The following is a 24,829-nucleotide window of genomic DNA, read 5'->3' as shown; positions in this document are numbered from 1 at the left end:
AACACGCCCCATCTTTATTTATCGCTCCAATTACTTATTAATTACGTCTGTCGCAAAGCATTTGATTCTTTATTGGCAGAGTGAAAGGAATGGCTAACAATGTCGCAAGATATCCACGCTCATAAAATTCTTATTCTTGATTTCGGCTCTCAGTATACTCAGCTGATTGCGCGTCGTGTTCGCGAAATTGGTGTGTACTGTGAAGTTCGCGCTTTTGATATGGAAGATCAAGAAGTGATCGACTTCAACCCAAAAGGCATCATCCTTGCTGGTGGCCCTGAATCCGTGCCAGAGCCGAGCCGCCACGCGCACCGGAAGTGGTCTTTACAATGGGCGTGCCAGTTTTTGGTATCTGCTACGGCATGCAAACCATGGCTGAGCAGTTGGGCGGTAAAGTTCAAGGCTCTGACATTCGTGAATTCGGTTACGCACAAATTCGCAAGCACGAAGGCCCATCATTGTTCGACGACATCCAAGACCATGTGGCTAACAACGGCGTTGCCTTGCTAGACGTATGGATGAGCCACGGTGATAAAGTCATCAAAATGCCAGAAGAGTTCACTCTTATGGCGTCTACCGAAAGCTGCCCAATCGCTGCTATGGCGCACGAAGCGAAGAAATTCTACGGTGTGCAATTCCACCCAGAAGTAACCCATACGTTACAAGGTGGTCGTATCCTATCTCGTTTTGTTGTGGATATTTGTGGTTGTGACACCCTTTGGACACCTGCGAACATTGCTCAAGACGCCATTGAACGCATGCAAGAGCAAGTAGGCGACCGCAAAGTACTATTGGCGCTTTCTGGAGGGGTAGATTCCTCTGTGGTAGCGGCATTGCTTCACAAAGCCATTGGCGACCAACTGACTTGTGTATTCGTCGACAACGGCTTGCTACGCTTGAACGAAGGCGACCAAGTCATGAAAATGTTCGCCGACAACATGGGTGTCAAAGTCATCCGCGTTGACGCGGAAGACTTGTTCCTTGGTAAATTAGCGGGCGAAGCGGATCCCGAGAAAAAACGTAAAATCATCGGCAACACCTTCATCGACATCTTCGATACCGAAGCGGCGAAATTGACCGATGTGGACTTCCTAGCACAAGGGACGATTTACCCAGACGTGATTGAATCTGCAGCGTCTAAAACAGGTAAAGCGCACGTTATCAAATCTCACCACAACGTGGGTGGCTTGCCAGAAGACATGAAGTTCCAATTGGTAGAGCCACTTCGTGAATTGTTCAAAGACGAAGTGCGTAAGCTTGGTCTTGAACTTGGCTTGCCATACGACATGGTTTACCGTCACCCATTCCCAGGACCTGGTCTTGGTGTTCGTATCCTTGGCGAAGTGAAAAAAGAATACGCCGACATCCTTCGTCGCGCTGACGCTATCTTCATCGAAGAGCTGCGTAAATCCGGTTGGTACGAAAAAACCAGCCAAGCCTTCGCTGTCTTCCTACCGGTGAAATCTGTCGGCGTAGTGGGCGATGGTCGCCGTTACGAATACGTGGTTGCGCTACGTGCTGTAGAAACCATCGACTTCATGACCGCACGTTGGGCACACCTACCGTACGAACTGCTAGAAAAAGTGTCTGGTCGAATCATCAACGAGATCGAACACATTTCCCGCGTGACCTACGACGTGTCTTCTAAACCACCGGCTACCATCGAGTGGGAATAATTCAGTTAAGTAATATCTGACTGAATCAATAGAAACACCTAAAAACCCGCCTCGTCGAAGCGGGTTTTTTTATTGCCTGAAGAAAAGAAGAGTTGTGACAATGACCTAAAATTAAGAACTTGAAATGGGAGTGGCTGTCTTTTTCATCGCTTAAATTGAACTTGAATGCTAGTATGAAGTGTAATATTTAATTTGATTGAAAGGATGAAGATCGTCTGAAGTCATGGGCTTAAGTAGGGCTAATGGCTCTTCCTAAGGTTGATATATTTTGTGTAAAGGCGTTTTTCTGGTGTTTGGATGAAGATCAATAAAGCAACTCAATTTTCAGCTTTGACGAGGTTTTTTTCAGCTACTGTCTTTCGGGAGATGGCAAGAAAGGGGCAGTCAACATTATTCTCTCGTTTGCTTAGAGAAACTGAATTAGTTGATCAGTTGGGTCTTAACGCAACGGTCGGTGAAGCGTTTGATTTTGCGTTTAATATACTTAAAGTTGTTGGGCATCGTGATGAGTACATATATCGAGCAGCAGTGAGTCAAAAAGTGCTTCTTGGAACCCATTCACTTCGTACAGCCTCAATGCTTAACGAGTTTCGAGCTGGTAATTGTAAAGCCGACCTTGTGATTTTAAACGGTACAGCAACCGTTTATGAAATAAAGTCTGAGCGAGATTCGCTGACTCGGCTTGAAAATCAAATAGAGAACTATAAGCGCGTATTTGCAAAAGTTAATGTTATATCTAGTGAAGACCATATCGATGGCATTATTGAAACCGTATCGGATGATATTGGAATTATGTGTCTTACTAAGCGATATCAAATAAAGACTATACGTGAGGCCAAGAATAGTCCTGAAAGAGTCTGTCCTCGTACAGTATTTGAGTCTTTGCGTATCACTGAAAGTATTGAGATCCTTGAACATTTAGGAGTAAAGGTCCCTGATGTTCCTAATACCCAAAGACATGCCGTACTACGAGAGCTGTTTTCTGAGACTCGACCCAGCTACTTTGCATTTTGAAATGGTAAAAACGCTAAAACGAACGCGAGAACTTGCTTCTCTTAGAGACTTTGTTGAAAGCTTACCGAAATCCTTACAGACAGCTGCGTTATCTGTATCTGTGCGACGCTCGGATCAAATAAGGTTGATCAATGCGACAGAAACCCCGCTACATGCGGCAATGACATGGAGTTAATCGACGTATGTACTACCCATATTTTCGTGGAAAGCAATATGAGCTAATAACGATTCGTGAAATGGCTGGGCTTTTAGCTGAAAAAGACTTTATACCTGTGATTGAACCTGTTCGTGAGTCATTGAATGGTCTGAAAAGAGCGCTAGAAGCGATTCATGATGCAGGTGGTAAAGCTATAGTAATAGTTAATCCTCATCATGGGGATCATCAAGATGATGGCGCTAATATAACTAGCTTTCTTGAGGATGAGTTTTCTGGCTCAACGAATATATCAGCAGGGATTCTTCTACGTAATGGTATATCGGTTGATGATGCTTTTTCTTGCTTTGAGAGGCACGTGCCTCACAATCCAGTACTAGTCCATATGGGGTTTACTGAGCCAAAAGCTTTAGCTGCTAGGCTTGAAGGGCGTATGCATGAGATAACCAATATATTTATTGATGATTATGCAAAGTTACTATACCGAAAACATTTTTCTGAAAGTCGACGCATTTTGATTCGTGATGGTTTCAACCGTCAGCGTAATGCAGATTACCCAGAAGTAGAGACTTTTTCTGAGCTTCATGCCACTTACCTTGAGTTAGGTATGAGAGGTTTCGGGGATTTCCTGATGGTTGGTGATGCATATACTGAAGGTGGTGGACCAGCCTATGCAGTAGCAATTCACCTTACTTTTATTGATCGCGAAAAGGATGACGTGATGTATATTTATCATTTTGTTTCAGATACAAAGGATACTCCTACAGACCCTGCAGGAAAATTTGCTCAAGCACTCCATAAGCTAATCACTAAGTTAGATAGCGGTAGCTCGGGTATTTTTGAAGGCAAAGCAATTGAGGAGTTCAGAGTTCTTCATGCTAAAGGTCACTTCCCAGGTCTAGGTTATGTGAAGAAGCTTTCTATGAAGCATCACATTGAAACGCTTGCTAACTATTTGAAGTGAGGTAGCTATGGCTGAGCGTTTCTGTTGCCCTGAATGTTTTGGTGATCGAGTTTTACGAGATCAGATATTTCCAACACTGGAGCCAAAAGAGGGAACTTGCGATTTTTGTGGTTCAATTAACACGTCATTAGTTACTCCAGCAAGTTTAGCTGAGTATTTTGAGCTTCTGGTGAATGTTTATGAGCCAAGTTCCGATGGAAAAATATTAGTTGAGTGGATGAAAGATGATTGGTTGATATTTAGTCACGATCGTATGGATATAGCTCATGCAAAAGATCTACTTAGTGAAATTCTTAATAACGGTGAAATTGTTCGTCGTACATTTCAGCCTTCCAGTAGTTATAGTAGCGATGGTCTAGCCCAGTGGGATCGACTGCGTGATGAAATGATGTACTCGAATCGTTGGTTTCTCGATGTAACTATAGATGAGGAACGTCTCAAAGAGCCTCTTAGATATGCTAATAGCAAAAGAGTTACCATTGCGCTGGTATCGTGCTCGAATCCAGAGTGAGGATGGAACTTTTCAAATAGATAAAATGGGTGCTCCACCTAAAAGGCGTTCTTCAAATGGACGTGCAAACCCTGCAGGAATACCCTATCTTTACTTAGGCTCTTTACCCAAGACAGCTGTAGCTGAGGTTAGACCTCATACAGGCGAAATCGCTTGCGTAGCCACGTTTGATATTCCTGAAATTAAGGCTGTGGATTTGCGCAACCCTCGTGAACTTGTTTCTCCTTTCATTTTGGAAGACGCAAGGCAAATAGCTCAATTGCGGGCAGATTTGCCTTTTCTAGAACGTTTGGGGGAAGAGTTGACAAGGCCAGTTCAGCCTTCAGGTGCTGCTATAGACTACATTCCTAGCCAGTATTTGTGTGAGTTTATTAAAAAGAAAGGATTTGATGGCGTTGTTTATCGTAGCTCTGTTAGTGAGGGGATTAATCTTGCCTTGTTTGACCCCAATCAGGCTATTGGTGGAGAAGTTGTCATTTATAATGTAGAACGGGTGTCTGTTCAGGTTGCTGCGCAAATAAGTTGATAGTGTATAGAACCAGTATCGTAATGTATGACAATTAAAAAAATAATTCAAGATGCTGAACTCGATGTTTTTTTATATTGCCATCATCTAATGGGAATAATTCAGTTAGGTAACATCTGACTGAATCAATAGAAACGCTAAAAACCCGCCTCGTCGAAGCGAGTTTTTTGTTTTTGGTTATTACTGATCAACCCTTCCATATAGAGTTTACTCAATTGCTCAGTAGAAACTCCCTGTACGGTTTGTGTCGCTGAAGGCATCGCCGATAATTATTAGGTTGTCTCTATGCCCGCGGGGGAGTGGGTCTAGGTCGTGAATAAAAAGGTGTTTTTAAGCTACTTGTGCCATTTCGTCAACAACTGTGCCCCAGTGCCTTTTTCACCTAGTTTATCGTATGGGTTCATGAGTCGACATCGCTCAAGGGAAAGGCAGCCGCAACCAATACAGTCCGCCATCATATTTTTCAGCTCGGTCAGTTGAGTAATTTTCCTATCCAGTTCTTTTTGCCATCTTGCACCGAGGGCTTCCCAATCTTCTAGGGTGACGCGGGTTCGATTTGGTAGTCCTTCAAACTCCAACAAAATGTCTTCCAAAGAAAATCCTGTCCGCTGAGCAACCTGAATCAGAGAAACGATACGAATAACATGTTTTGGGTATTGCCTATGGTTGGATGTATTTCTTTGGCTTTTTATCAAACCTTTCCTTTCATAGAAATGTAAAGCCGACACCGATACGCCGGTCCTTTCGCTTAACACACCCACAGAAATCCACTCAGGCATTATTATTTTTCGCATTTGACGCTTGACCTAAACTTAAGTTTAGGTAGCAGAATAGACTCAAATTCAAATCAGCTCAAGTTCAGCATTTAATAAAGTCGCTGAGAGAGCTGTGAAAAAATGCTATTTATGCCTAAAAAAGAGAGCCTTAATGAAAACCAATCTATTAGAATCCAGAGCACTTTGCTTGCTACTGATTTCCACACTAACAGTAATGTCTAACGCTACTATTGCTCCTGCGTTACCCGGTTTGGCGAGTGAATTCTCGGGAACGCCTGCAGCTGATTTCTTGGTAAAGATGCTGTTACCAATTCCGGCTTTGTTTGTAGTGATCTTCGCGCCAATATTAGGCTGGACAGCCGATAAGTTTGGTCGTAGAAATCAAATCCTTATTGCGACTATTGTTTTTGCCATCGCTGGTGCCGCTGGCGCACAGCTGCTGGGTTTAGAAGCCATTATTATCAGTCGAGCCATTTTGGGTATATGTGTCGCAGGACTGATGACCGCCATAACGGCGCTCATAACCGATTATTATTCTGGGCAAAAAAGAAGCCAATTTATGGGGCTGCAACAAGCCTTTTCTAATATTGGCGGTATCCTCTTTATCGTCACAGCGGGCTATTTAGCAAGCATAAGCGCACGACTCCCTTTTTATATCTACGCCATTGCTATTCTGTTGGTGCCGCTTGTATTCCTATCTATTCGCGACAGCAAGCAAACCACTCAGCCAAGCGATAACCAGCAAGATGATACCAATACGAACTGGAAACTCCCGCTCATCGGCTGTTCTATTCTGATTTTCTGTCACCTAATCGTGTTTTATATCCTGCCAACGCAAATTCCATTTTTTATGGCGGATATTGGCATCACTGATCCAAGCAAATCAGGCTTGGCAATCGGAATGGGAACATTAATCGCCGCGATAGCTGGTGTGTTCTTTGGCAAGCTGGTTGTCAAAATCCAAAACTATGGCGTCGCACTCATCGGCTTTATTGCCATGAGTCTTGGTATGCTTGTGCTATCACAAGCCACATCGTTCGGCTTAGTTATTCTCGGTTGCGGCCTCATGGGCGCTTGCATGGGATTGGTAATGCCAAATTTCATGGTAAAAGGCATGGAGCTTGTGCCAAGCAACAAACGCGGACTCGCATCTGGCGTACTGACCAGCAGCATCTTCATTGGGCAATTTGTTTCACCTTTTGTCACCTCCGTTCTTATCGCCCAATTGGGATACAGCGATTTTTACTTATTAGCAGGGTTTTTTACTTTAGTTCTAGCCATTGCAGGCGCCGCCACCCTGAAAAAACAATCTACTCTCCCTACAAACGTCAATAAAGGAAACTAAAATGAAAGTACTGGCCTTCAGCACAAGCAACAGTAAAAACTCTATCAACAAGAAACTGGCTTGTTATGCTGCCCAACAAATCAACAACGCAGATGTGTCGCTGATCGACATTAACGACTTTGAAATGCCAATCTACAGCGAGGACAGAGAAAAAGAATCGGGCATTCCACAATTAGCACACGACTTTTATAACGCCATTGGTTCGACCGATAGCATCGTCATGTCTTTTGCCGAATACAACGGGTCCTATACCTCGGCTTATAAAAATCTGTTTGATTGGACATCTCGAATCAACATGGAAGTCTTTCAAAGTAAGCCCGTTATTATGCTGTCGACATCACCAGGGGCCAGTGGAGCACAAAGTGTATTGGCTGCTGCAAAAAACTCCGCGCCATATTTTGCAGCTAATGTAATCGATGCCATTTCCTTGCCCAATTTCTATGATAATTTTAATGAAGTGAAAGCAATTGTCATTGATCGCGCATTCAATGAGCGTTTATTGGCTGCGATCAGCCGGCTTTAATGTGTTTTATAAATGTGTTTAAGGCTCTCATTGGAGGTCGTTCTTGTTTTGTCTGCACGGCAATCCCTATTTGCTGTTTAGCGTTGTGAGAATTGTGGGGGGCGTTGAAAGATCATGCGATACTTGGACTATCAAGTGTTGCAAGTAGGCGAAGTGATTGAGCGAAGGCTTTTAATGAATAAGGCGTGTTTTTCTTGTGCGTGTTCGACAGGATTTCTTTTCTAGATGAAAGATAGGAGTATTTACTTGGAGTTTCCAACCCCTTTAATAGAAGGAAGATTGCTAAAGCGTTATAAGCGCTTCTTGGCGGACATTGAATTGCCGAGCGGTGAGGTGGTCGTTGCCCATTGCCCGAATACCGGGTCAATGAAGCGTTGCCAACAAGAGAATGCCCGTGTGTGGCTATCCAAAAGCGATAACCCAAAGCGTAAGCTCGCGTATACGTGGGAGCTGGTGGAAGTCGACGAGCAATATCTAGCCTGTATTAATACTGGCTACCCAAACAAGTTGGTTGGTGAAGCTATTGCGAATGGAGTGGTAGAAGAGCTTACGGGCTACGTTGAGCAAAAGGCCGAAGTGAAGTATGGCGAAAAAAGCCGTATTGATTGGTTATTAACGGGTGGTGATGGGCAGAAGTGTTATGTAGAAGTGAAGAACGTCACGTTGCTCGAAGAAGATGGAATAGGGTATTTTCCGGATGCGGTTACCGATAGAGGACGCAAGCATTTGTATGAGCTTGCCAATATGGTGGCAGAAGGTCATCGAGCGGTGATGTTCTTCTGTGTTAGTCACACGGGGATCGATTCGGTTACCCCTGCGGTGCATATTGATAAGAAGTATGCTCAAGCGTGTATGGAAGTGATTGAAAAAGGTGTTGAGGTGATTGCCTACCAAGTGGCGATCGATACAAAAGGAATGGCCGTGGCTCGTTCTGTCCCAGTAAAAATGCCTAAACTGACGTAAGGCTCACACAAACACTTATGTTGTTTGGTTGCTTTATAACCAAAAAAGCGGCTTTTTGGTGGTTATTTGAACGGTTTTGATTTTATTTAAAAAAACTGAAAGAAAAACCAAAAGTCCTTGCATAGAAAATTCTGATGCGTATTATACGCACCCACTGACACGGACAACGACGCAAACAAGAGTTTGCACTTACTAAGGTAAGTAAGTTGAACGAAGTATCAGACGCTCTTTAAAATAGATAATCAGATAATTTGTGTGGGCGCTCGCTGGAGGCTTCAGAAGATTATCCGGATTGGTTTTTAACTGATTCGAGATGGTCAAAAAAATTGAAGTCTTGCGAAACGTCTAACACGTCAATTCGCTTTATGTTGTTTCGTTGTTCTTCGGGATGATGAAATGATTAAGTTATTGTTAGTGTAATAGATTTTGAGTAAGCAAACTTTTTAACTGAAGAGTTTGATCATGGCTCAGATTGAACGCTGGCGGCAGGCTTAACACATGCAAGTCGAGCGGTAGCACGGAGAAACTTGTTTCTTGGGTGACGAGCGGCGGACGGGTGAGTAACGCGTAGGAATCTACCTAGTAGAGGGGGACAACATGTGGAAACGCATGCTAATACCGCATACGCCCTGAGGGGGAAAGGAGGGGACTTTTCGGAGCCTTCCGCTATTAGATGAGCCTGCGTGAGATTAGCTAGTTGGTAGGGTAAAGGCCTACCAAGGCGACGATCTCTAACTGGTCTGAGAGGATGACCAGTCACACTGGGACTGAGACACGGCCCAGACTCCTACGGGAGGCAGCAGTGGGGAATATTGGACAATGGGCGCAAGCCTGATCCAGCCATGCCGCGTGTGTGAAGAAGGCCTTAGGGTTGTAAAGCACTTTCAGGGGTGAGGAAGGGTGATTGGTTAATACCCAATTATCTTGACGTTAGCCCCAGAAGAAGCACCGGCTAACTCTGTGCCAGCAGCCGCGGTAATACAGAGGGTGCAAGCGTTAATCGGAATTACTGGGCGTAAAGCGCGCGTAGGTGGTTTGTTAAGTCGGATGTGAAATCCCAGTACTCAACCTTGGAATGGCACCCGATACTGGCAGGCTAGAGTATGGTAGAGGGGTGTGGAATTTCCTGTGTAGCGGTGAAATGCGTAGATATAGGAAGGAACATCAGTGGCGAAGGCGACACCCTGGACTAATACTGACACTGAGGTGCGAAAGCGTGGGGAGCAAACAGGATTAGATACCCTGGTAGTCCACGCCGTAAACGATGTCTACTAGCCGTTGGGTTGTAATGACTTAGTGGCGCAGCTAACGCAATAAGTAGACCGCCTGGGGAGTACGGCCGCAAGGTTAAAACTCAAATGAATTGACGGGGGTACCGCACAAGCGGTGGAGCATGTGGTTTAATTCGACGCAACGCGAAGAACCTTACCTACTCTTGACATCCAGAGAAGAACGCAGAGATGTGTTTGTGCCTTCGGGAACTCTGAGACAGGTGCTGCATGGCTGTCGTCAGCTCGTGTTGTGAAATGTTGGGTTAAGTCCCGTAACGAGCGCAACCCTTATCCTTACTTGCTAGCGGGTAATGCCGAGAACTTTAAGGAGACTGCCGGTGACAAACCGGAGGAAGGTGGGGACGACGTCAAGTCATCATGGCCCTTACGAGTAGGGCTACACACGTGCTACAATGGCGTATACAGAGGGCTGCGAACTTGCGAGAGTAAGCGAATCCCAGAAAGTACGTCGTAGTCCGGATTGGAGTCTGCAACTCGACTCCATGAAGTCGGAATCGCTAGTAATCGTGAATCAGAATGTCACGGTGAATACGTTCCCGGCCTTGTACACACCGCCCGTCACACCATGGGAGTTGATTGCTCCAGAAGTAGGTAGTCTAACCGTAAGGAGGACGCTTACCACGGAGTGGTCAATGACTGGGGTGAAGTCGTAACAAGGTAGCCCTAGGGGAACCTGGGGCTGGATCACCTCCTTAAACGATAGAAACCTCTGGTGAGCGTTCACACAAATTATCTGATGGTATGAGTTAATGATTATTCATTGGCGAGATACAGTATCTAGTTTAGAAAGCTTAGCGACAAAGCTTTAAGCAAGACACTAAACAAAGCGTCACGCAAGTGATGGTTTAGTCTCTGACTTAGTGCTTTGCACTAAACTTGCTCTTTAACAATTCGAATTTTGAAATAGACGATAATCAAGCGTCAAACCGGTGGAAAGCATCTTTAACCTAGATGACTTTCTAAATCGTAAATCCAGAGGGGTACAAAAGCCCTTTGGTATGTGATCCGAAACTATTTTGGGTTATATGGTCAAGTGACCAAGCGTGCACGGTGGATGCCTTGGCAGTCAGAGGCGATGAAGGACGTGGTAATCTGCGAAAAGGTTCGGGGAGTCGATAAACAGGCTTTGATCCGAACATGTCCGAATGGGGGAACCCACTCTACTTGTAGAGTATCCCACAGTGAATACATAGCTGTGAGGAGGCGAACGAGGGGAACTGAAACATCTAAGTACCCTTAGGAAAAGAAATCAACCGAGATTCCCTAAGTAGCGGCGAGCGAAAGGGGATTAGCCCTTAAGTGGTTTTGGTGTTAGTAGAAGGCTCTGGAAAGTGCCGCGATAGAGGGTGATAGCCCCGTATACGAAAACACCTTAATCATGAAAACGAGTAGGACGGGACACGTGTTATCCTGTCTGAATATGGGGGGACCATCCTCCAAGGCTAAATACTCCTGACTGACCGATAGTGAACCAGTACCGTGAGGGAAAGGCGAAAAGAACCCCTGTGAGGGGAGTGAAATAGATCCTGAAACCGTGTACGTACAAGCAGTGGGAGCGGACTTGTTCCGTGACTGCGTACCTTTTGTATAATGGGTCAACGACTTATTTTCAGTAGCAAGGTTAAACATGTAGTGGAGCCGTAGGGAAACCGAGTCTTAATAGGGCGTTTAGTTGCTGGGAATAGACCCGAAACCGGGCGATCTATCCATGAGCAGGTTGAAGGTTGAGTAACATCAACTGGAGGACCGAACCCACATCCGTTGAAAAGGCTGGGGATGACTTGTGGATAGGAGTGAAAGGCTAATCAAGCTCGGAGATAGCTGGTTCTCCTCGAAAGCTATTTAGGTAGCGCCTCGTATCTCACCATTGGGGGTAGAGCACTGTTTGGGCTAGGGGGTCATCCCGACTTACCAACCCCATGCAAACTCCGAATACCAATGAGTGCAATTACGGGAGACACACGGCGGGTGCTAACGTCCGTCGTGGAAAGGGAAACAACCCAGACCGTCAGCTAAGGTCCCAAAGTTACAGTTAAGTGGGAAACGATGTGGGAAGGCTTAGACAGCTAGGAGGTTGGCTTAGAAGCAGCCATCCTTTAAAGAAAGCGTAATAGCTCACTAGTCGAGTCGGCCTGCGCGGAAGATATAACGGGGCTAAAACTGTACACCGAAGCTACGGATGCTTAGTTTACTAGGCATGGTAGAGGAGCGTTCTGTAAGCCGTTGAAGGTCAAGCTGTAAGGCAGGCTGGAGGTATCAGAAGTGCGAATGTTGACATGAGTAACGATAAGGGAGTGAAAAACTTCCCCGCCGGAAGACCAAGGTTTCCTGTCCCATGTTAATCAGGGCAGGGTGAGTCGGCCCCTAAGGCGAGGCAGAAATGCGTAGTCGATGGGAAACAGGTTAATATTCCTGTACTCGTGCATATTGCGATGGAGAGACGGAGAAGGCTAGGCCAGCACAGCGATGGTTGTCTGTGTTTAAGGCGGTAGGTTTAGGGCTTAGGCAAATCCGAGCCCTTTTAAGACCGAGAACTGATGACGAGCCCCTCTTTGGGCGAAGTGGTTGATGCCATGCTTCCAGGAAAAACTTCTAAGCTTCAGATATGCAGGAACCGTACCCCAAACCGACACAGGTGGTCAGGTAGAGAATACCAAGGCGCTTGAGAGAACTCGGGTGAAGGAACTAGGCAAAATGGTACCGTAACTTCGGGAGAAGGTACGCCGGCCGGTGTGAAGGACTTGCTCCGTAAGCACTAGTCGGTCGAAGATACCAGTGGCTGCGACTGTTTATTAAAAACACAGCACTCTGCAAACACGAAAGTGGACGTATAGGGTGTGACGCCTGCCCGGTGCTTGAAGGTTAATTGATGGGGTTAGCGCAAGCGAAGCTCTTGATCGAAGCCCAAGTAAACGGCGGCCGTAACTATAACGGTCCTAAGGTAGCGAAATTCCTTGTCGGGTAAGTTCCGACCTGCACGAATGGCGTAACGATGGCCACACTGTCTCCACCCGAGACTCAGTGAAATTGAAATCGCAGTGAAGATGCTGTGTATCCGCGGCTAGACGGAAAGACCCCGTGAACCTTTACTATAGCTTCACAGTGAACTTTGAACCTACTTGTGTAGGATAGGTGGGAGGCTTTGAAGCGGTGACGCCAGTTACCGTGGAGCCACTCTTGAAATACCACCCTGGTATGTTTGAGGTTCTAACTCAGGTCCGTAATCCGGATCGAGGACACTGTGTGGTGGGTAGTTTGACTGGGGCGGTCTCCTCCCAAAGAGTAACGGAGGAGCACGAAGGTGTGCTCAGCATGGTCGGAAATCATGCATAGAGTGTAAAGGCAAAAGCACGCTTAACTGCGAGACAGACACGTCGAGCAGGTACGAAAGTAGGTCTTAGTGATCCGGTGGTTCTGTATGGAAGGGCCATCGCTCAACGGATAAAAGGTACTCCGGGGATAACAGGCTGATACCGCCCAAGAGTTCACATCGACGGCGGTGTTTGGCACCTCGATGTCGGCTCATCACATCCTGGGGCTGAAGCCGGTCCCAAGGGTATGGCTGTTCGCCATTTAAAGTGGTACGCGAGCTGGGTTTAGAACGTCGTGAGACAGTTCGGTCCCTATCTGCCGTGGACGTTTGAGATTTGAGAGGAGCTGCTCCTAGTACGAGAGGACCGGAGTGGACGAACCTCTGGTGTTCCGGTTGTCACGCCAGTGGCATTGCCGGGTAGCTATGTTCGGACGGGATAACCGCTGAAAGCATCTAAGCGGGAAGCCTCCCTTAAGATAAGATCTCACTGGAACATAAGTTCCCTAAAGAGCCGTTCGAGACTAGGACGTTGATAGGTTGGGTGTGTAAGTGCTGTGAGGCATTGAGCTAACCAATACTAATTGCTCGTGAGGCTTGACCATATAACACCAAAGTGGTTTTTAAAGCGGAAACGCTACAATCACAGACACAGATTACGATAAAGCATCAGCAATGATGAGCATCGGTTTGATACTTGGTTATCACTATTTCAAAATGAATTGTTAAAGATCCAAGCACGTATTCGCGTGTTGTGGTGAGACGAAAAGAGTCCAGCCAGAACAAAACGCAAAACGAATTGCTTGACGATCATAGAGGCGTTGAACCACCTGATCCCATCCCGAACTCAGAAGTGAAAAGCGCCATCGCCGATGGTAGTGTGGGAGATCCCATGTGAGAGTAGGTCGTCGTCAAGCTTTATATTAAGAAGGCCCTGATAGCTGATGCTGTCAGGGCTTTTTTTCGTCTACGGTTAGCCGTCTTCACGTGCACGCAGTAATGGTTTACTCCTGCAGCAATGGCTTGCTCTTTTGTGCCCCGCTTGCGCCTGTCTCATTCTTCGACGCGTCTGCGCGGGTCATCAAAAGAGCGCGCCTTATGTCGTCTATCTGAATTCATGCCACGTAGTAATGGCTTACCCTCTCGTACTCAGTTTGTGCCTGTTTCATACTCCGACGCGTCTGCGCGGGTCATCAAAAGAGAACGCCTTATTTGTCTATCTGGGCGCGTCATTAAAAGAGATTGCCTGTGCCATCTATCAGAATAGGTTGTCCCTTATTACTCGCTTCTCTATTTGCTCACCAATTCACTTATGTTTGTCTTGTTAGGTTGGTTTTTGAAGATAGTCTTCATTAATGTCCAAATAAAGTTCAAATAAGTTTGAACTCTAACTATTCCCTTTAATTTTTGGAAATCAGGTCTACAATGAAATGACATTTTAAATAAAGGAAGGAGTTTGAGATGACAAAAGTATTGGTTCTTTACTATTCAAGCTATGGTCACATCGAAAAAATGGCGCAAGAGGTGGCCGAAGGTGCTCGTAGTGGCGGTGCGCATGTCGATGTTAAGCGCGTGCCTGAGTTGATGCCGGAAGATGTGGCGAAGAATGCGGGTATCAAGTTGGATCAGCAAGCTCCCGTTGCTAAGCCTGAAGAGTTGGCGGATTATGATGCTGTTATTTTTGGCTCGCCAACCCGCTTCGGTAATATGGCGTCTCAAATGCGTAACTTCCTAGATATGACTGGCGGTTTGTGACTCAAGGCAAGCTCGTTGGTAAAGTGGGCAGTGTCTTTACTTCCACTGGTACGGGTGGCGGCAATGAAACCACTGTACAGTCTTTTCATACGACTTTATTTCATCATGGTTTTGTCGTTGTGGGATTACCTTATTCTTGTCCAGAATTGGCGGATATAAGTGAAGTCAAAGGTGGCTCACCGCTGGGGGCTGGAACCATTGCTGGTGCTGATGGTAGTCGTATGCCGTCAGACAAAGAGATTGCGATGGCGCGATTCCAAGGTAAACATGTTGCTGAAATTGCGGCTAAGTTAAGCGCATAAATTTATGTTATGAATTGAAAGGGCAAACGTTTCCGTTTGCCCTTTTTTGTTGCAACTAACCTATCCACATTAAGTCTAGTATGGCTCAATACTTTTATTTTGTTAATAACTTAGGCACTTATCCACTTCGTTTGCAGCGCCAAGAATGACGGCGACACGTTGGTGAATGGCTTCTGGCTGAATGTCCAGAATGCGTTGAGTGTGGGTATGGGCTTTACCGCCAGCTTGTTCTAGAAGCATGGCCATTGGGTTAGCTTCATACATTAGACGTAGCTTGCCTGCTTTAGATGGATCTTTGTTATCCCAAGGATAGATGAAGATACCGCCGCGACAAAGGATGCGGTGTACGTCACCCACCATAGCGGCTACCCAGCGCATGTTGAAGTTCTTACCGCGTATGCCATCTTTGCCTTTCACTAGGTCATTAACGTAGTTTTGCATGCTGGCAGACCAGAAGCGTTGATTCGACATATTAATGGCAAATTCTTGTGTGTCTTGTGCCACCTGAACGTTTTCGTGGGTTAATATGAAGACGTGTTTGGTTGGATCGTAGGTGAACATATTAACGCCATTGCCTGTTGTTAGAACCAACATGGTTGATGGGCCATACAGAACGTAACCTGCCGCGACTTGTTCTTTACCAGGAATCAAGAAATCCGCTTCGGTTGCAGGTTGGTCACCGGTTTGGCGATAGATTGAAAAGATAGTACCAACCATGGCATTGATATCGATGTTAGACGAACCGTCCAATGGATCAAAGGCGATGAAGTATTCGCCATCGGTATTGGCTGGTACTATGTAGTCTTCTTCTTCCGAAGCAATGGCTCTCACGGCAGGGCAAGCGGTGAGAGCGTCTTTAAGCATGTCGTTTGAAATGACATCTAGCTTCTTTTGTTCTTCACCTTGAACATTTTCATTGCCAGCCATGCCTAAAATACCTGCTAGTGAACCCTGTTTTAGCGCATCGGATATGGCAATGCAGGTGTTGGTTGTTACCGTTAACACAGTTTGTAATGTTTTCGGTGTTGCGCTGGATGCTAAAACATCAGATAAGTTTTGCATGGTATGGCATTTCCTTGTTATTTGAAGTGGCTTAAATTATGCCACTCTAGGCTATGAGTGTCAGCCAAGCTAGGAATTGGAAGGCAAAATAAATAGGGAAAACCAACGTTTTCCGATAATCTACGAAAAATGTTGAGAGGAATAGATATGTCTGCGTTTGTTGTACACAATCTTGAGCTTGATGGTCAAGGTGGTGCTAAGTCGTTGCCACTTTCAGATTTGCCTAAGATTTTACCTGAGCAAGGCTGTCGATGGGTGCATTTAGATTGTTATGAAGAAGAAGGCTATACGTGGCTGTCAAGTGTGGAGGGTATTCCAGAAACAGCGGTAGAGGCTTTGTTTGCAGAAGAGACACGACCTCGAACGGTCAGAATGGGAAAAGGCCTATTGTTGACGCTGAGAGGGGTTAATTTAAACCCGGAATCAAATCCATCAGATATGGTGTCTTTACGTCTTTGGGTAACCCCACATTTTATTGTATCAAGTCGAAGACGTAAGTTATTGTCGGTGCAGGGCGTTGTGAAGGATCTTAATAACAATGAAGGGCCGACTAATACGGCGGATGTGGTTGCGACATTGACGGAAACCTTAACGGATAGAATGGCAAAAGTCATTACTGATTTGGAAGACGAGCTGGCTGATTTAGAAGAAAGCATTGGTGAAGGGATTGAGTCTGGACAACGAGATTCACTTGTTCAGCGTCGTCTCGAGACGATTCGTCTTAGACGTTTTTTAGTGCCGCAGAAAGAAGCGATTAACAAGCTCTCTCAAGAAGCCGTATCTTGGATGAGCGTAGAGCAAATAGCTCGCGTACAAGAAGCTGCGAACGATATTACTCGCTATGTCGAAGGGTTAGAGTCATTGCGTGAGCGCTGTTTGTTGATGCAAGAAGAGTTTGCCAATTTACAAGCCGAGAAAATGAATGCTCGCATGTATGTTTTGTCGATTTTGTCAGGAATCTTTATGCCATTGGGTTTTTTGACTGGGTTATTCGGTATTAATATTGGTGGTATGCCTGGCACTGACAGTAATGCGGCCTTTTGGTTGTTCTGCGCGGCTTTGGTGGTGTTGGGCGGTGGTCAGTTTGTGCTGATGCGAAGAAGTCGTTGGTTTTAACGGCCTGTTTTAATCCCATTGTCATTATTCAAAGCCTCGATCTTTTTTCGAGGCTTTGAATGTCATGACATTATTTCTTTATGGTTTTGATGCCATCTTTTGTGCCTAACAATAAAACGTCTGCAGAACGTTTTGCGAACAAGCCATTCGTCACGACACCAACAATGCCATCAATGCTTTTTTCCAGTGCAATAGGATCAAGAATTTTTAAATTGTAGACATCAAGAATGTGGTTGCCGTTGTCAGTAACAACGCCTTCACGATAAACCGGATCACCGCCTAATTTTACCAATTCGCGCGCTACGTGACCGCGTGCCATCGGAATGATCTCAATAGGAAGAGGGAAATCACCAAGTACGTTTACCAGTTTGGATTCATCAGCAATACAGATAAACTCATCGCTGCATGCGACGACGATTTTTTCGCGAGTCAACGCGGCACCGCCGCCTTTGATTAAGTGTAAATGTTCATCTGATTCATCCGCACCATCAACATACACTCGTATGCTGTCAACACTGTTCAAATCATACACAGGAATGCCATGTTTTTTTAAGCGCTCTGCAGTGGCTTCAGAACTGGCCACTGTACCGTCAAAACGGTTTTTGTATTTGGCTAGTTCGTCAATAAACAAGTTTGCGGTAGAGCCTGTGCCAACACCAACTATAGTGTCTGCTTCTAGCATGGGCAAAATGTAATCCACGGCTGCTTTAGCAACTGCTTGTTTTAATTCGTCTTGTGTCATGGTGGTGTTCACCTTCTGTTATAGTTTTATTAGGGGGGTCTGGCTTATTTTAAAAGCTAAGCCACCTCTGATGGTGGAAATATTATAGGCGCTTCCAAGTGTGATTGTTACCCCGCCAGATCAGGCTATTTATCGATTTTATATCTTTTTAATGTGGATTTAGAGGACATCTGTCTTTGCGCCAAGAGAAGTGAAAGAGTATATTTCCTACTCGGTTTTTTTGACTAGCAGTCAGCGTAGATGTCGTTAAGAACATCGTGTTGTCGATTTATATTCGTTTAGGAAACACTATGCCTCATACCATGATCAAAAAGATTCTACAGGCGCGCGTTTATGACGTTGCCGTAGAAACACCACTGTCTCGTGCCAATCAATTATCAAATCGATTGGGCAACGAGATTATTTTGAAGCGAGAAGATTTGCAGCCTGTTTTCTCGTTCAAAATTCGTGGGGCATACAACAAAATTTGTCAGTTAACACCCGAAGAACGGACTCGTGGGGTGATTGCTGCGTCAGCGGGTAATCACGCTCAAGGCTTGGCTTTGGCGGCGAAGAAACTTGGCATTCAGGCAACGATCGTTATGCCAGCCACCACACCTGAAGTAAAAGTCAGTGCGGTACGTAATCATGGTGCAGAAGTGGTTTTGTTTGGTGATGCGTTTGATGAAGCCTCGGCAAAATCTCGTGAAATCATGGCACAAACAGGTCAAGTGTACGTGCATCCATTTGATGACTTGGACACGATCGCAGGCCAAGGCACGATTGGTATGGAAATCCTTCATCAACATGAAGGTAATATTGACGCGATTTTTATTCCTGTCGGTGGTGGTGGTTTGATCGCTGGCGTGGCGGCTTATGTGAAATATTTGCGTCCAGACATCAAAATCATCGGTGTTGAGCCAGAAGATGCGGCGTGTTTAAAAATTGCTATGGAGAAAGGCAAGCCAACTCGCTTAGCGACTGTAGGTATTTTTGCTGAAGGCGTGGCGGTGGCTGAAATCGGACAAAACACCTTTGCGATCGCCAAAGACACTGTCGACGAAGTGATCACTGTGACCACCGACGAAATGTGTGCCGCGATTAAAGACATTTATGACGACACACGTGCGATCACAGAACCTGCTGGTGCTTGCGCCTTAGCTGGCTTAAAAAGTATATCGAGCGTGAAGACGCGAAAGGACAAACGCTGATTGCGATCAACAGTGGTGCGAACGTGAATTTTGATCGCTTACGCCATGTCTCTGAACGCGCTGAATTAGGTGAAAAGCGTGAAGCCATCATTGCGGTAAAAATTCCTGAGCATCCAGGCAGCTTTAAGGATTTTTGCCAAGCTTTGGTTGGCCGTAATATCACTGAATTTAACTATCGCTACGGCGATGATCAAGAAGCCGTTATCTTCGTTGGTGTGGCGTTAGGTGGTAGTCCTCATAGTCGTAAGGAGTTATTGGCCGACTTGAAAGACTATGAAATCGTTGATTTGACAGACGATGAAACCGCTAAAGTGCATGTTCGTCATATGATTGGTGGGCATTTGCGCAGCGATAAAGGTGAGTTACTGTACAGTTTTGAGTTTCCAGAACGTCCGGGTGCCTTGTTGAAATTTTTAAATACACTCGGTGGTCAATGGAATATATCCATGTTTCATTATCGTAATCATGGCGATGCTTATGGTCGCGTTTTAGTCGGTTTGCAAGCGGTGGGTGAAGAAACCGACGTAACGCATTTCCTAGACGAGCTTGGCTATCCTTATCAAGATGAAAATAACAACCAAGCTTGTAAGCTGTTCTTTCGCTAAAAGCGTGAAAATCGGTTATTATTGCTACCATTATTTTTTTGAATTCAGCCCTCTGATTGGTGACAGTCCGAGGGCTGTGTGATTCTAGTATGCCGCTTAAATGAGCGGTGTATTTACTGTTTAAAGGTCTCCTTGTGAATATTCAAACTCTTTTAAATCAACGCATTCAAGCGGCTATGGTGGCGTCTGGTGCTTCTGATTCGGCGCCAGCTTTAGTGCGTCAATCCGCGAAAGTACAATTTGGTGATTACCAAGCAAACGGTATTATGGGCGCCGCAAAAGCGTTAAAAATGAATCCGCGTGATTTTGCCCAAGCCACATTAGATAAGTTGGATCTATCGGATCTTGCCGATAAGGTTGAAATCGCTGGACCGGGTTTTATCAATATATTTTTGAAAAATGCTTGGTTGAGTAAAGAGTTAGCGCAATTGCGTACCAGCGACCGCCTTGATGTAAATCCTGTTGATGCACCAGAAACGGTTGTGGTGGATTATTCGTCTCCAAACCTTGCAAAAGAAATGCACGTTGGACACCTTCGTTCAACGGTCATTGGTGATGCTGTTGTTCGTACGCTAGAGTTTTTTGGTCATCATGTGGTGCGTCAAAACCACGTGGGTGATTGGGGCACGCAGTTTGGTATGTTGTTGGCTTACATGGAACGTTTACGTTCTGAAAATGCCACCATCAGCATGGCGCTTTCTGATCTAGAAACCTTTTACCGCGCTGCGAAAACCTGTTTCGATGAGGATGAAGCTTTTGCTACTCGCTCTCGTGAATTAGTGGTGGCGTTGCAGTCTGGAAATGAAGAGTGTTTGGCACTTTGGGATGAGTTTATAAATATCTCTCTGACGCACTGTGAAGAGACGTACAAAATGCTTGGTGTGTCTTTGGAGCGTCAGCATGTAATGCCAGAAAGCGCTTATAACGATGACCTAGCTAATGTTGTTAATGAGCTGAAAGAACAAGATTTGCTGCAAGAATCCAATGGTGCACAGTGTGTTTTCATGGAAGAGTTCGCTAATAAAGAAGGTGAGATCACGCCAATTATCGTGCAAAAAACTGGCGGTGGCTTTTTGTATGCGACAACGGATTTAGCCGCTGTGCGTTTTCGTCAACATACCTTGAATGCAAACCGTGTGTTGTATTTTGTGGATGCGCGCCAATCTTTGCATTTCCAGCAAATTTTCACCTTGTCTCGCAAAGCGGGTTTTGTGAAGCCAGAAACACAATTGGAACACATGCCGTTTGGTACGGTAATGGGCAGCGATGGCAAACCCTTCAAAACTCGCTCTGGTGGCGTAGCGAAACTGTCTTCTTTATTGGAAGAAGCCCAAGAGCGCGCCTATCAATTGGTGGCATCGAAGAATCCAGAAATGGACGAAGAAGAGCTGCGCAACATTGGTCGTGTGGTCGGTATTGCGTCAGTGAAATACGCGGATTTATCGAAGAACCGTACCAGCGATTATGTGTTTAACTGGGACAGCATGTTGAGCTTTGAAGGCAACACGGCGCCTTATTTGCTGTACGCTTATTCTCGCGTCGCAAGCATCGTTAAACGCTCTGAAGTTGATGTGGCTAGCTTGACTGGTGACATTACGATTGATGAGCCGCAAGAACGTGCTTTGGCAGTGAAGTTATGCCAGTTTGAAGAAGCCATTCAGCAAGTGGCGAATGATGGTATGCCACATTTCTTATGTGCTTATTTATACGATTTAGCCGGTGTCTTTATGACCTTCTACGAAGCTTGTCCTATTATCAATGCCGAGGAAGAGGTGAAACACAGTCGTTTACAGTTGGCGTTGAATACCGCGTCTACCCTGAAGCTTGGCTTGTCCTTATTAGGGATTGAAACGTTAGAGCGTATGTAAATTCTCTACGGTGGTAATGAACACAATAAAGGCGCTTTTCAACTGAACAGCGCCTTTTATGTCTTAAGCGACATAATTCGCACGCAAAATAGGATTCGTAAAGAGGAACAGTCAGCAGATGAGAATTTATATAGCCTACACAGGTGGCACGATAGGTATGGTACCTTCGGGTCAAGGTTTAATACCCGATGCAGCGTTTGCTGATCATCTTGCTCAACATCTTAATGAAGCCGACGAGCTTAATCATGAGTTTGTCATTGAAGGTTATCCAAGTTTGATTGACTCCTCCAATGCCACCCCGACAGACTGGCAAACCATCGCCCGTGATATTGAAAGCAAATGGCATGATTTTGACGCCTTTATTGTATTGCATGGCACAGACACCATGGCGTATACCTCGGCGGCGTTATCTTTTATGTTTGCTAATAGCGACAAACCTATCATAGTGACTGGCTCGCAAGTACCTATGTATAAAGTGCGCACCGATGCGATGATTAATATCATGGGCGCGATTTCAGCGTGTGAGGAAGGCGTGCAAGGTGTCTTCTTGTTTTTTGCAGGTCGCTTGATAGAAGGGGATCGGGCTTCATAAAGCGCATACCAGTGACTGGCAAGCTTTTAGTTCGCCCAACTGCCCTGAGCGAGGTGTGTTAGGCATTGATTGGCGGTGGCGTTTAACAGAGGCCGTGAAACCGCCCATGGTGATACATATTCCAGATATGGCAGACAGTGCGGTCACTATACTGCCGGTTTTTCCAGGCGTGCAAGCGGCTCATTGGCAAGGTTTATTAAATGATTCGGTAAAAGGGGCGGTATTATTAAGCTACGGCGCTGGTAACGCTCCTGATAAAGATCCCACTCTTTTGGCTTTATTGAAAACCGCGACCGACCGTGGCGTCGTGATTGTGAACGTGAGCCAATGTGGCGCAGGAAGTGTGGCGGCTGGAGCGTATGCCGCTGGCTCTGCCTTGGTTAAAGCGGGCGTTATTTCTGGTAAAGATATGACTTACGAAGCCGCTTTTGCCAAGTTGCATTTTTTGATTGGGTCTGGAATGAGTAGTGAAGAAGTTAAAAAGTGTTTCTAGAAACGTTGGCTTTTCATTGTCTGCCCAACTGTAAGGTGACGGCGAAAAACCTTATCTAAATTTTAAAGGGAATTGAAATGGCCTTGCTATATGTACTCTTAGTTCTTATTTGGTCTACGGGATTTATCACCGGTAAGTTAATTGTTGGCCTGATCGACCCTAACGTTTTTCTGAGCATCCGTTTTGTTTTAGCGGGTTTACTCTTCCTTGCTATTGCCTTGTGGCAGCGTAGACGTTTTCCTGCTTGGCAAGAATTACCTAAGCATATTATTGCTGGCATGCTAATGAATGGCTTTTATTTGGGCTTTGCCTATGTGGCTATCGCTAAAGGCTTGCCTGCTGGCATCATGGCGCTGATTGGTGCGTTACAGCCGGCATTGGTGACCCTGTTAGCTTTCTTACTAATCAGAGAAAAAACGTCCTTCAAAGGTATTCTTGGAATGTTGGTCGGCATGGTAGGCCTAGTATTGGTCATCAGCCCCGCGCTAGAGTTAGATATGAGCCATGGTGGCGTGACTCTGCTGACGTTTACGTTGGCTTGCGCCGCGATATTTGCCTTGTCACTGGGTGTGACTTATCAAAAAATGTCTATTTCATCGTCTGATATTTTCAGCTCCATGGCGATACAAAACCTCGCGGCCAGTGTCGTCTCGATTGGCTTTATGCTGTTACTTGGTGAAACCTTGTTTGCCGTGCAGCTGGAGTCCTTCTTACTCGTTATCTGGGGCGTGCTGGTGTTATCTGGTGGCGGTGTTTTTTTAATGGTGTGGTTATTGAGAAAAGTGCGAGCCTCACAGGTTTCCACTATGCTGCTATTAGCGCCCCCATTGGCGGCAGTAGAAAGTTATTTCTTATTCAGCGAATCCATGACCACGATTCAGATTATCGGTTTTGTTGTGACAATTGTTGGTGTGTATTTTAGTCGAGCAAAGCTATAGGTCTTATTTTTTTAGTCTATCTCGATATTTAAAAAGGTTCTTTACATAAGACCTTCTTCTTATATACATGATTTCAAGGATGTATACAGGGATAGATAGCGTGAAAATGATATTTAATTTATGGGTCATCTTATCTTGATTATATATTTCTATATCGGAAAATATATTATTTGCTACAAAACTGTATATGTAGACCATGGCCCCAAGTATAAAAATCAGGAATAAACATTTTTCATGAAAGACTTCTCTTAATACCTTTACATTGTCGTGTCTAATTAACCTAATTGCCTTTAACTCTTTGGCTGAACGGTTTCTAAAAAATCTTTTAAATCTAGGAGTTATATAAAAATATAATTTAGAAGTGAAAGCTAATAGCGTAAAAAAAGACCATTAAACCACCATTCAAAATTGGTAAGATTATTAAGTATTGAAGACATTAAACTTCCCTAAGTAATCAACAAGTATATGTATTTAAATCATTTTTTATTTTGTTAAGATCCTTAATCTAGCTTCGGCACGATCAATTAAGGTGCCGAAGCGTTCTATTTCATTGACGAAGTGGTCAAATTCAATTTTGCTGGGCAGTAGCTGACTGTCAGTTTGTAGATGTTGAACCAGTTGCATTCTCATATTGGTGGTGAATTCTTTGCTCCAAGACCATTGAGCACGAAGTAGGCGTGCTAGGGTTGCGGCGGGCAAATCGCCGATGTGATCCGCCAGCAATCCTTCCCAATCGAATTCGAAGTTTTCCATCACTTTATGCAGTGTCATGAGGGCTTGAGCATTGCCTTGAATGCGTAGGTCACCGTCAAAGAAACCATCGCCATCCAATAATTTACGATAGGCTGAACTGGGTCCTTGCACCAGTGTATCTAACCGCGGGTCTAATTCGATTTCATCTAAGCTGTCTGGTTGATGCAGCATTACCCCTTGTTCAAGGATGTGCATTTGTAATATGAAAGAAAAGTCTTCTACATAAAGAAAAACCTGTTGTCCTGCCAGTTTACTCAAGCGGTCTTGTGACGGTGTGTCCTGTTTGAGCGCTAGATTGATCGCTTTTTCGATGGCACTAAGCGCCGATAAACTGAGAGAACTCATAAAAAAACGCTCCG

Annotated in this window: 16 protein-coding genes, 3 rRNA genes and 3 pseudogenes; 18 read left to right on the top strand and 4 right to left on the bottom strand. The window is 45.2% G+C overall.

All coding sequences use genetic code 11. From position 1 onward, the window contains the following. The first annotated feature begins 99 nt into the window (after positions 1-99). From guaA to ONZ52_RS08115, 5 genes and pseudogenes are all read left to right on the top strand, one after another. Positions 100-1,676: pseudogene (gene guaA, locus ONZ52_RS08135) on the top strand (glutamine-hydrolyzing GMP synthase). Positions 1,677-1,973: 297 nt separating this feature from the next. Then, positions 1,974-2,690: a sce7726 family protein gene (locus ONZ52_RS08130; protein WP_265218144.1), complete on the top strand. Its 717-nt coding sequence runs from the start codon at positions 1,974-1,976 to the stop codon at positions 2,688-2,690. A gap of 182 nt (positions 2,691-2,872) precedes the next feature. Further along, positions 2,873-3,808, top strand: coding sequence for a sce7725 family protein (locus tag ONZ52_RS08125; RefSeq protein WP_265218143.1), 936 nt, complete (start codon positions 2,873-2,875; stop codon positions 3,806-3,808). A gap of 7 nt (positions 3,809-3,815) precedes the next feature. After that, complete coding sequence (locus tag ONZ52_RS08120; protein ID WP_265218142.1) at positions 3,816-4,319, top strand: hypothetical protein; 504 nt, start codon at positions 3,816-3,818, stop codon at positions 4,317-4,319. Next, complete coding sequence (locus ONZ52_RS08115) at positions 4,264-4,845, top strand: RES family NAD+ phosphorylase (protein WP_265218141.1); 582 nt, start codon at positions 4,264-4,266, stop codon at positions 4,843-4,845. The genes ONZ52_RS08120 and ONZ52_RS08115 overlap by 56 nt, the downstream gene beginning before the upstream one ends. Positions 4,846-5,180: 335 nt before the next feature. Here the strand turns inward: ONZ52_RS08115 and soxR are convergent, their stop codons facing one another. Continuing rightward, positions 5,181-5,639 (bottom strand): redox-sensitive transcriptional activator SoxR, encoded by a 459-nt coding sequence (soxR, locus tag ONZ52_RS08110; protein ID WP_265218140.1) that lies wholly within the window; start codon positions 5,637-5,639, stop codon positions 5,181-5,183. Between the two features lie 133 nt (positions 5,640-5,772). On the opposite strand from soxR, the gene ONZ52_RS08105 reads away from it, so the two are divergent. From ONZ52_RS08105 to wrbA, 7 genes and pseudogenes are all read left to right on the top strand, one after another. Further along, a complete protein-coding gene (locus tag ONZ52_RS08105; protein ID WP_265218139.1) occupies positions 5,773-6,966 on the top strand; it encodes an MFS transporter in 1,194 nt (397 codons plus the stop codon). A 1-nt stretch (position 6,967) separates the two neighbouring features. Further along, positions 6,968-7,489: an NADPH-dependent FMN reductase gene (locus ONZ52_RS08100; RefSeq protein WP_265218138.1), complete on the top strand. Its 522-nt coding sequence runs from the start codon at positions 6,968-6,970 to the stop codon at positions 7,487-7,489. Positions 7,490-7,735: 246 nt separating this feature from the next. Beyond that, the gene (gene sfsA / locus ONZ52_RS08095) at positions 7,736-8,452 is read left to right on the top strand and encodes a DNA/RNA nuclease SfsA (RefSeq protein WP_265218137.1); all 717 of its coding nucleotides are present in this window, start codon (positions 7,736-7,738) and stop codon (positions 8,450-8,452) included. Positions 8,453-8,896: 444 nt separating this feature from the next. Further along, positions 8,897-10,439: ribosomal RNA gene (locus ONZ52_RS08090) — 16S ribosomal RNA — on the top strand. A 332-nt stretch (positions 10,440-10,771) separates the two neighbouring features. Then, a 23S ribosomal RNA gene (locus ONZ52_RS08085) occupies positions 10,772-13,659 on the top strand. Between the two features lie 197 nt (positions 13,660-13,856). Continuing rightward, a 5S ribosomal RNA gene (gene rrf / locus ONZ52_RS08080) occupies positions 13,857-13,971 on the top strand. Together the 16S, 23S and 5S rRNA genes form the textbook arrangement of a ribosomal RNA operon. A gap of 544 nt (positions 13,972-14,515) precedes the next feature. Next, positions 14,516-15,111 (top strand): annotated as a pseudogene (gene wrbA, locus ONZ52_RS08075) (NAD(P)H:quinone oxidoreductase). A 102-nt stretch (positions 15,112-15,213) separates the two neighbouring features. Here wrbA and ONZ52_RS08070 read toward each other — a convergent pair. Next, a complete protein-coding gene (locus ONZ52_RS08070; RefSeq protein ID WP_265218136.1) occupies positions 15,214-16,173 on the bottom strand; it encodes a class 1 fructose-bisphosphatase in 960 nt (319 codons plus the stop codon). 147 nt (positions 16,174-16,320) lie between these two features. Between ONZ52_RS08070 and ONZ52_RS08065 the strand changes: the two genes are divergently transcribed. Further along, the gene (locus tag ONZ52_RS08065) at positions 16,321-17,289 is read left to right on the top strand and encodes a zinc transporter ZntB (protein WP_265218135.1); all 969 of its coding nucleotides are present in this window, start codon (positions 16,321-16,323) and stop codon (positions 17,287-17,289) included. Between the two features lie 70 nt (positions 17,290-17,359). Here the strand turns inward: ONZ52_RS08065 and rpiA are convergent, their stop codons facing one another. Beyond that, positions 17,360-18,031, bottom strand: a complete 672-nt coding sequence (gene rpiA, locus ONZ52_RS08060) for a ribose-5-phosphate isomerase RpiA (protein WP_265218134.1) — start codon at positions 18,029-18,031, stop codon at positions 17,360-17,362. Between the two features lie 290 nt (positions 18,032-18,321). Here rpiA and ilvA point away from each other — a divergent pair. From ilvA to ONZ52_RS08035, 5 genes and pseudogenes are all read left to right on the top strand, one after another. Continuing rightward, positions 18,322-19,826, top strand: a pseudogene (gene ilvA / locus ONZ52_RS08055) (threonine ammonia-lyase, biosynthetic). Between the two features lie 134 nt (positions 19,827-19,960). Beyond that, on the top strand, positions 19,961-21,694 hold the full coding sequence (gene argS, locus ONZ52_RS08050; protein WP_265218133.1) for an arginine--tRNA ligase: 1,734 nt from the start codon (positions 19,961-19,963) through the stop codon (positions 21,692-21,694). Between the two features lie 118 nt (positions 21,695-21,812). Beyond that, a complete protein-coding gene (locus ONZ52_RS08045) occupies positions 21,813-22,286 on the top strand; it encodes an asparaginase domain-containing protein (RefSeq protein WP_265218132.1) in 474 nt (157 codons plus the stop codon). A gap of 55 nt (positions 22,287-22,341) precedes the next feature. After that, complete coding sequence (locus ONZ52_RS08040; RefSeq protein ID WP_265218131.1) at positions 22,342-22,779, top strand: L-asparaginase family protein; 438 nt, start codon at positions 22,342-22,344, stop codon at positions 22,777-22,779. A 77-nt stretch (positions 22,780-22,856) separates the two neighbouring features. Continuing rightward, positions 22,857-23,717: a DMT family transporter gene (locus ONZ52_RS08035; RefSeq protein ID WP_265218130.1), complete on the top strand. Its 861-nt coding sequence runs from the start codon at positions 22,857-22,859 to the stop codon at positions 23,715-23,717. A 483-nt stretch (positions 23,718-24,200) separates the two neighbouring features. Here ONZ52_RS08035 and ONZ52_RS08030 read toward each other — a convergent pair whose 3' ends face one another. Then, positions 24,201-24,815 (bottom strand): ubiquinone biosynthesis accessory factor UbiJ, encoded by a 615-nt coding sequence (locus ONZ52_RS08030; RefSeq protein WP_265218129.1) that lies wholly within the window; start codon positions 24,813-24,815, stop codon positions 24,201-24,203. Positions 24,816-24,829: the final 14 nt, after the last annotated feature.

The sequence above is a fragment of the Marinomonas rhodophyticola genome, from assembly GCF_026113935.1.
In the GTDB taxonomy this organism is placed as follows: Bacteria; Pseudomonadota; Gammaproteobacteria; order Pseudomonadales; family Marinomonadaceae; genus Marinomonas; species Marinomonas rhodophyticola.
The sequence above is the reverse complement of the archived record's forward strand: the minus strand, read 5'-3'. Positions and strand labels throughout refer to the sequence as shown.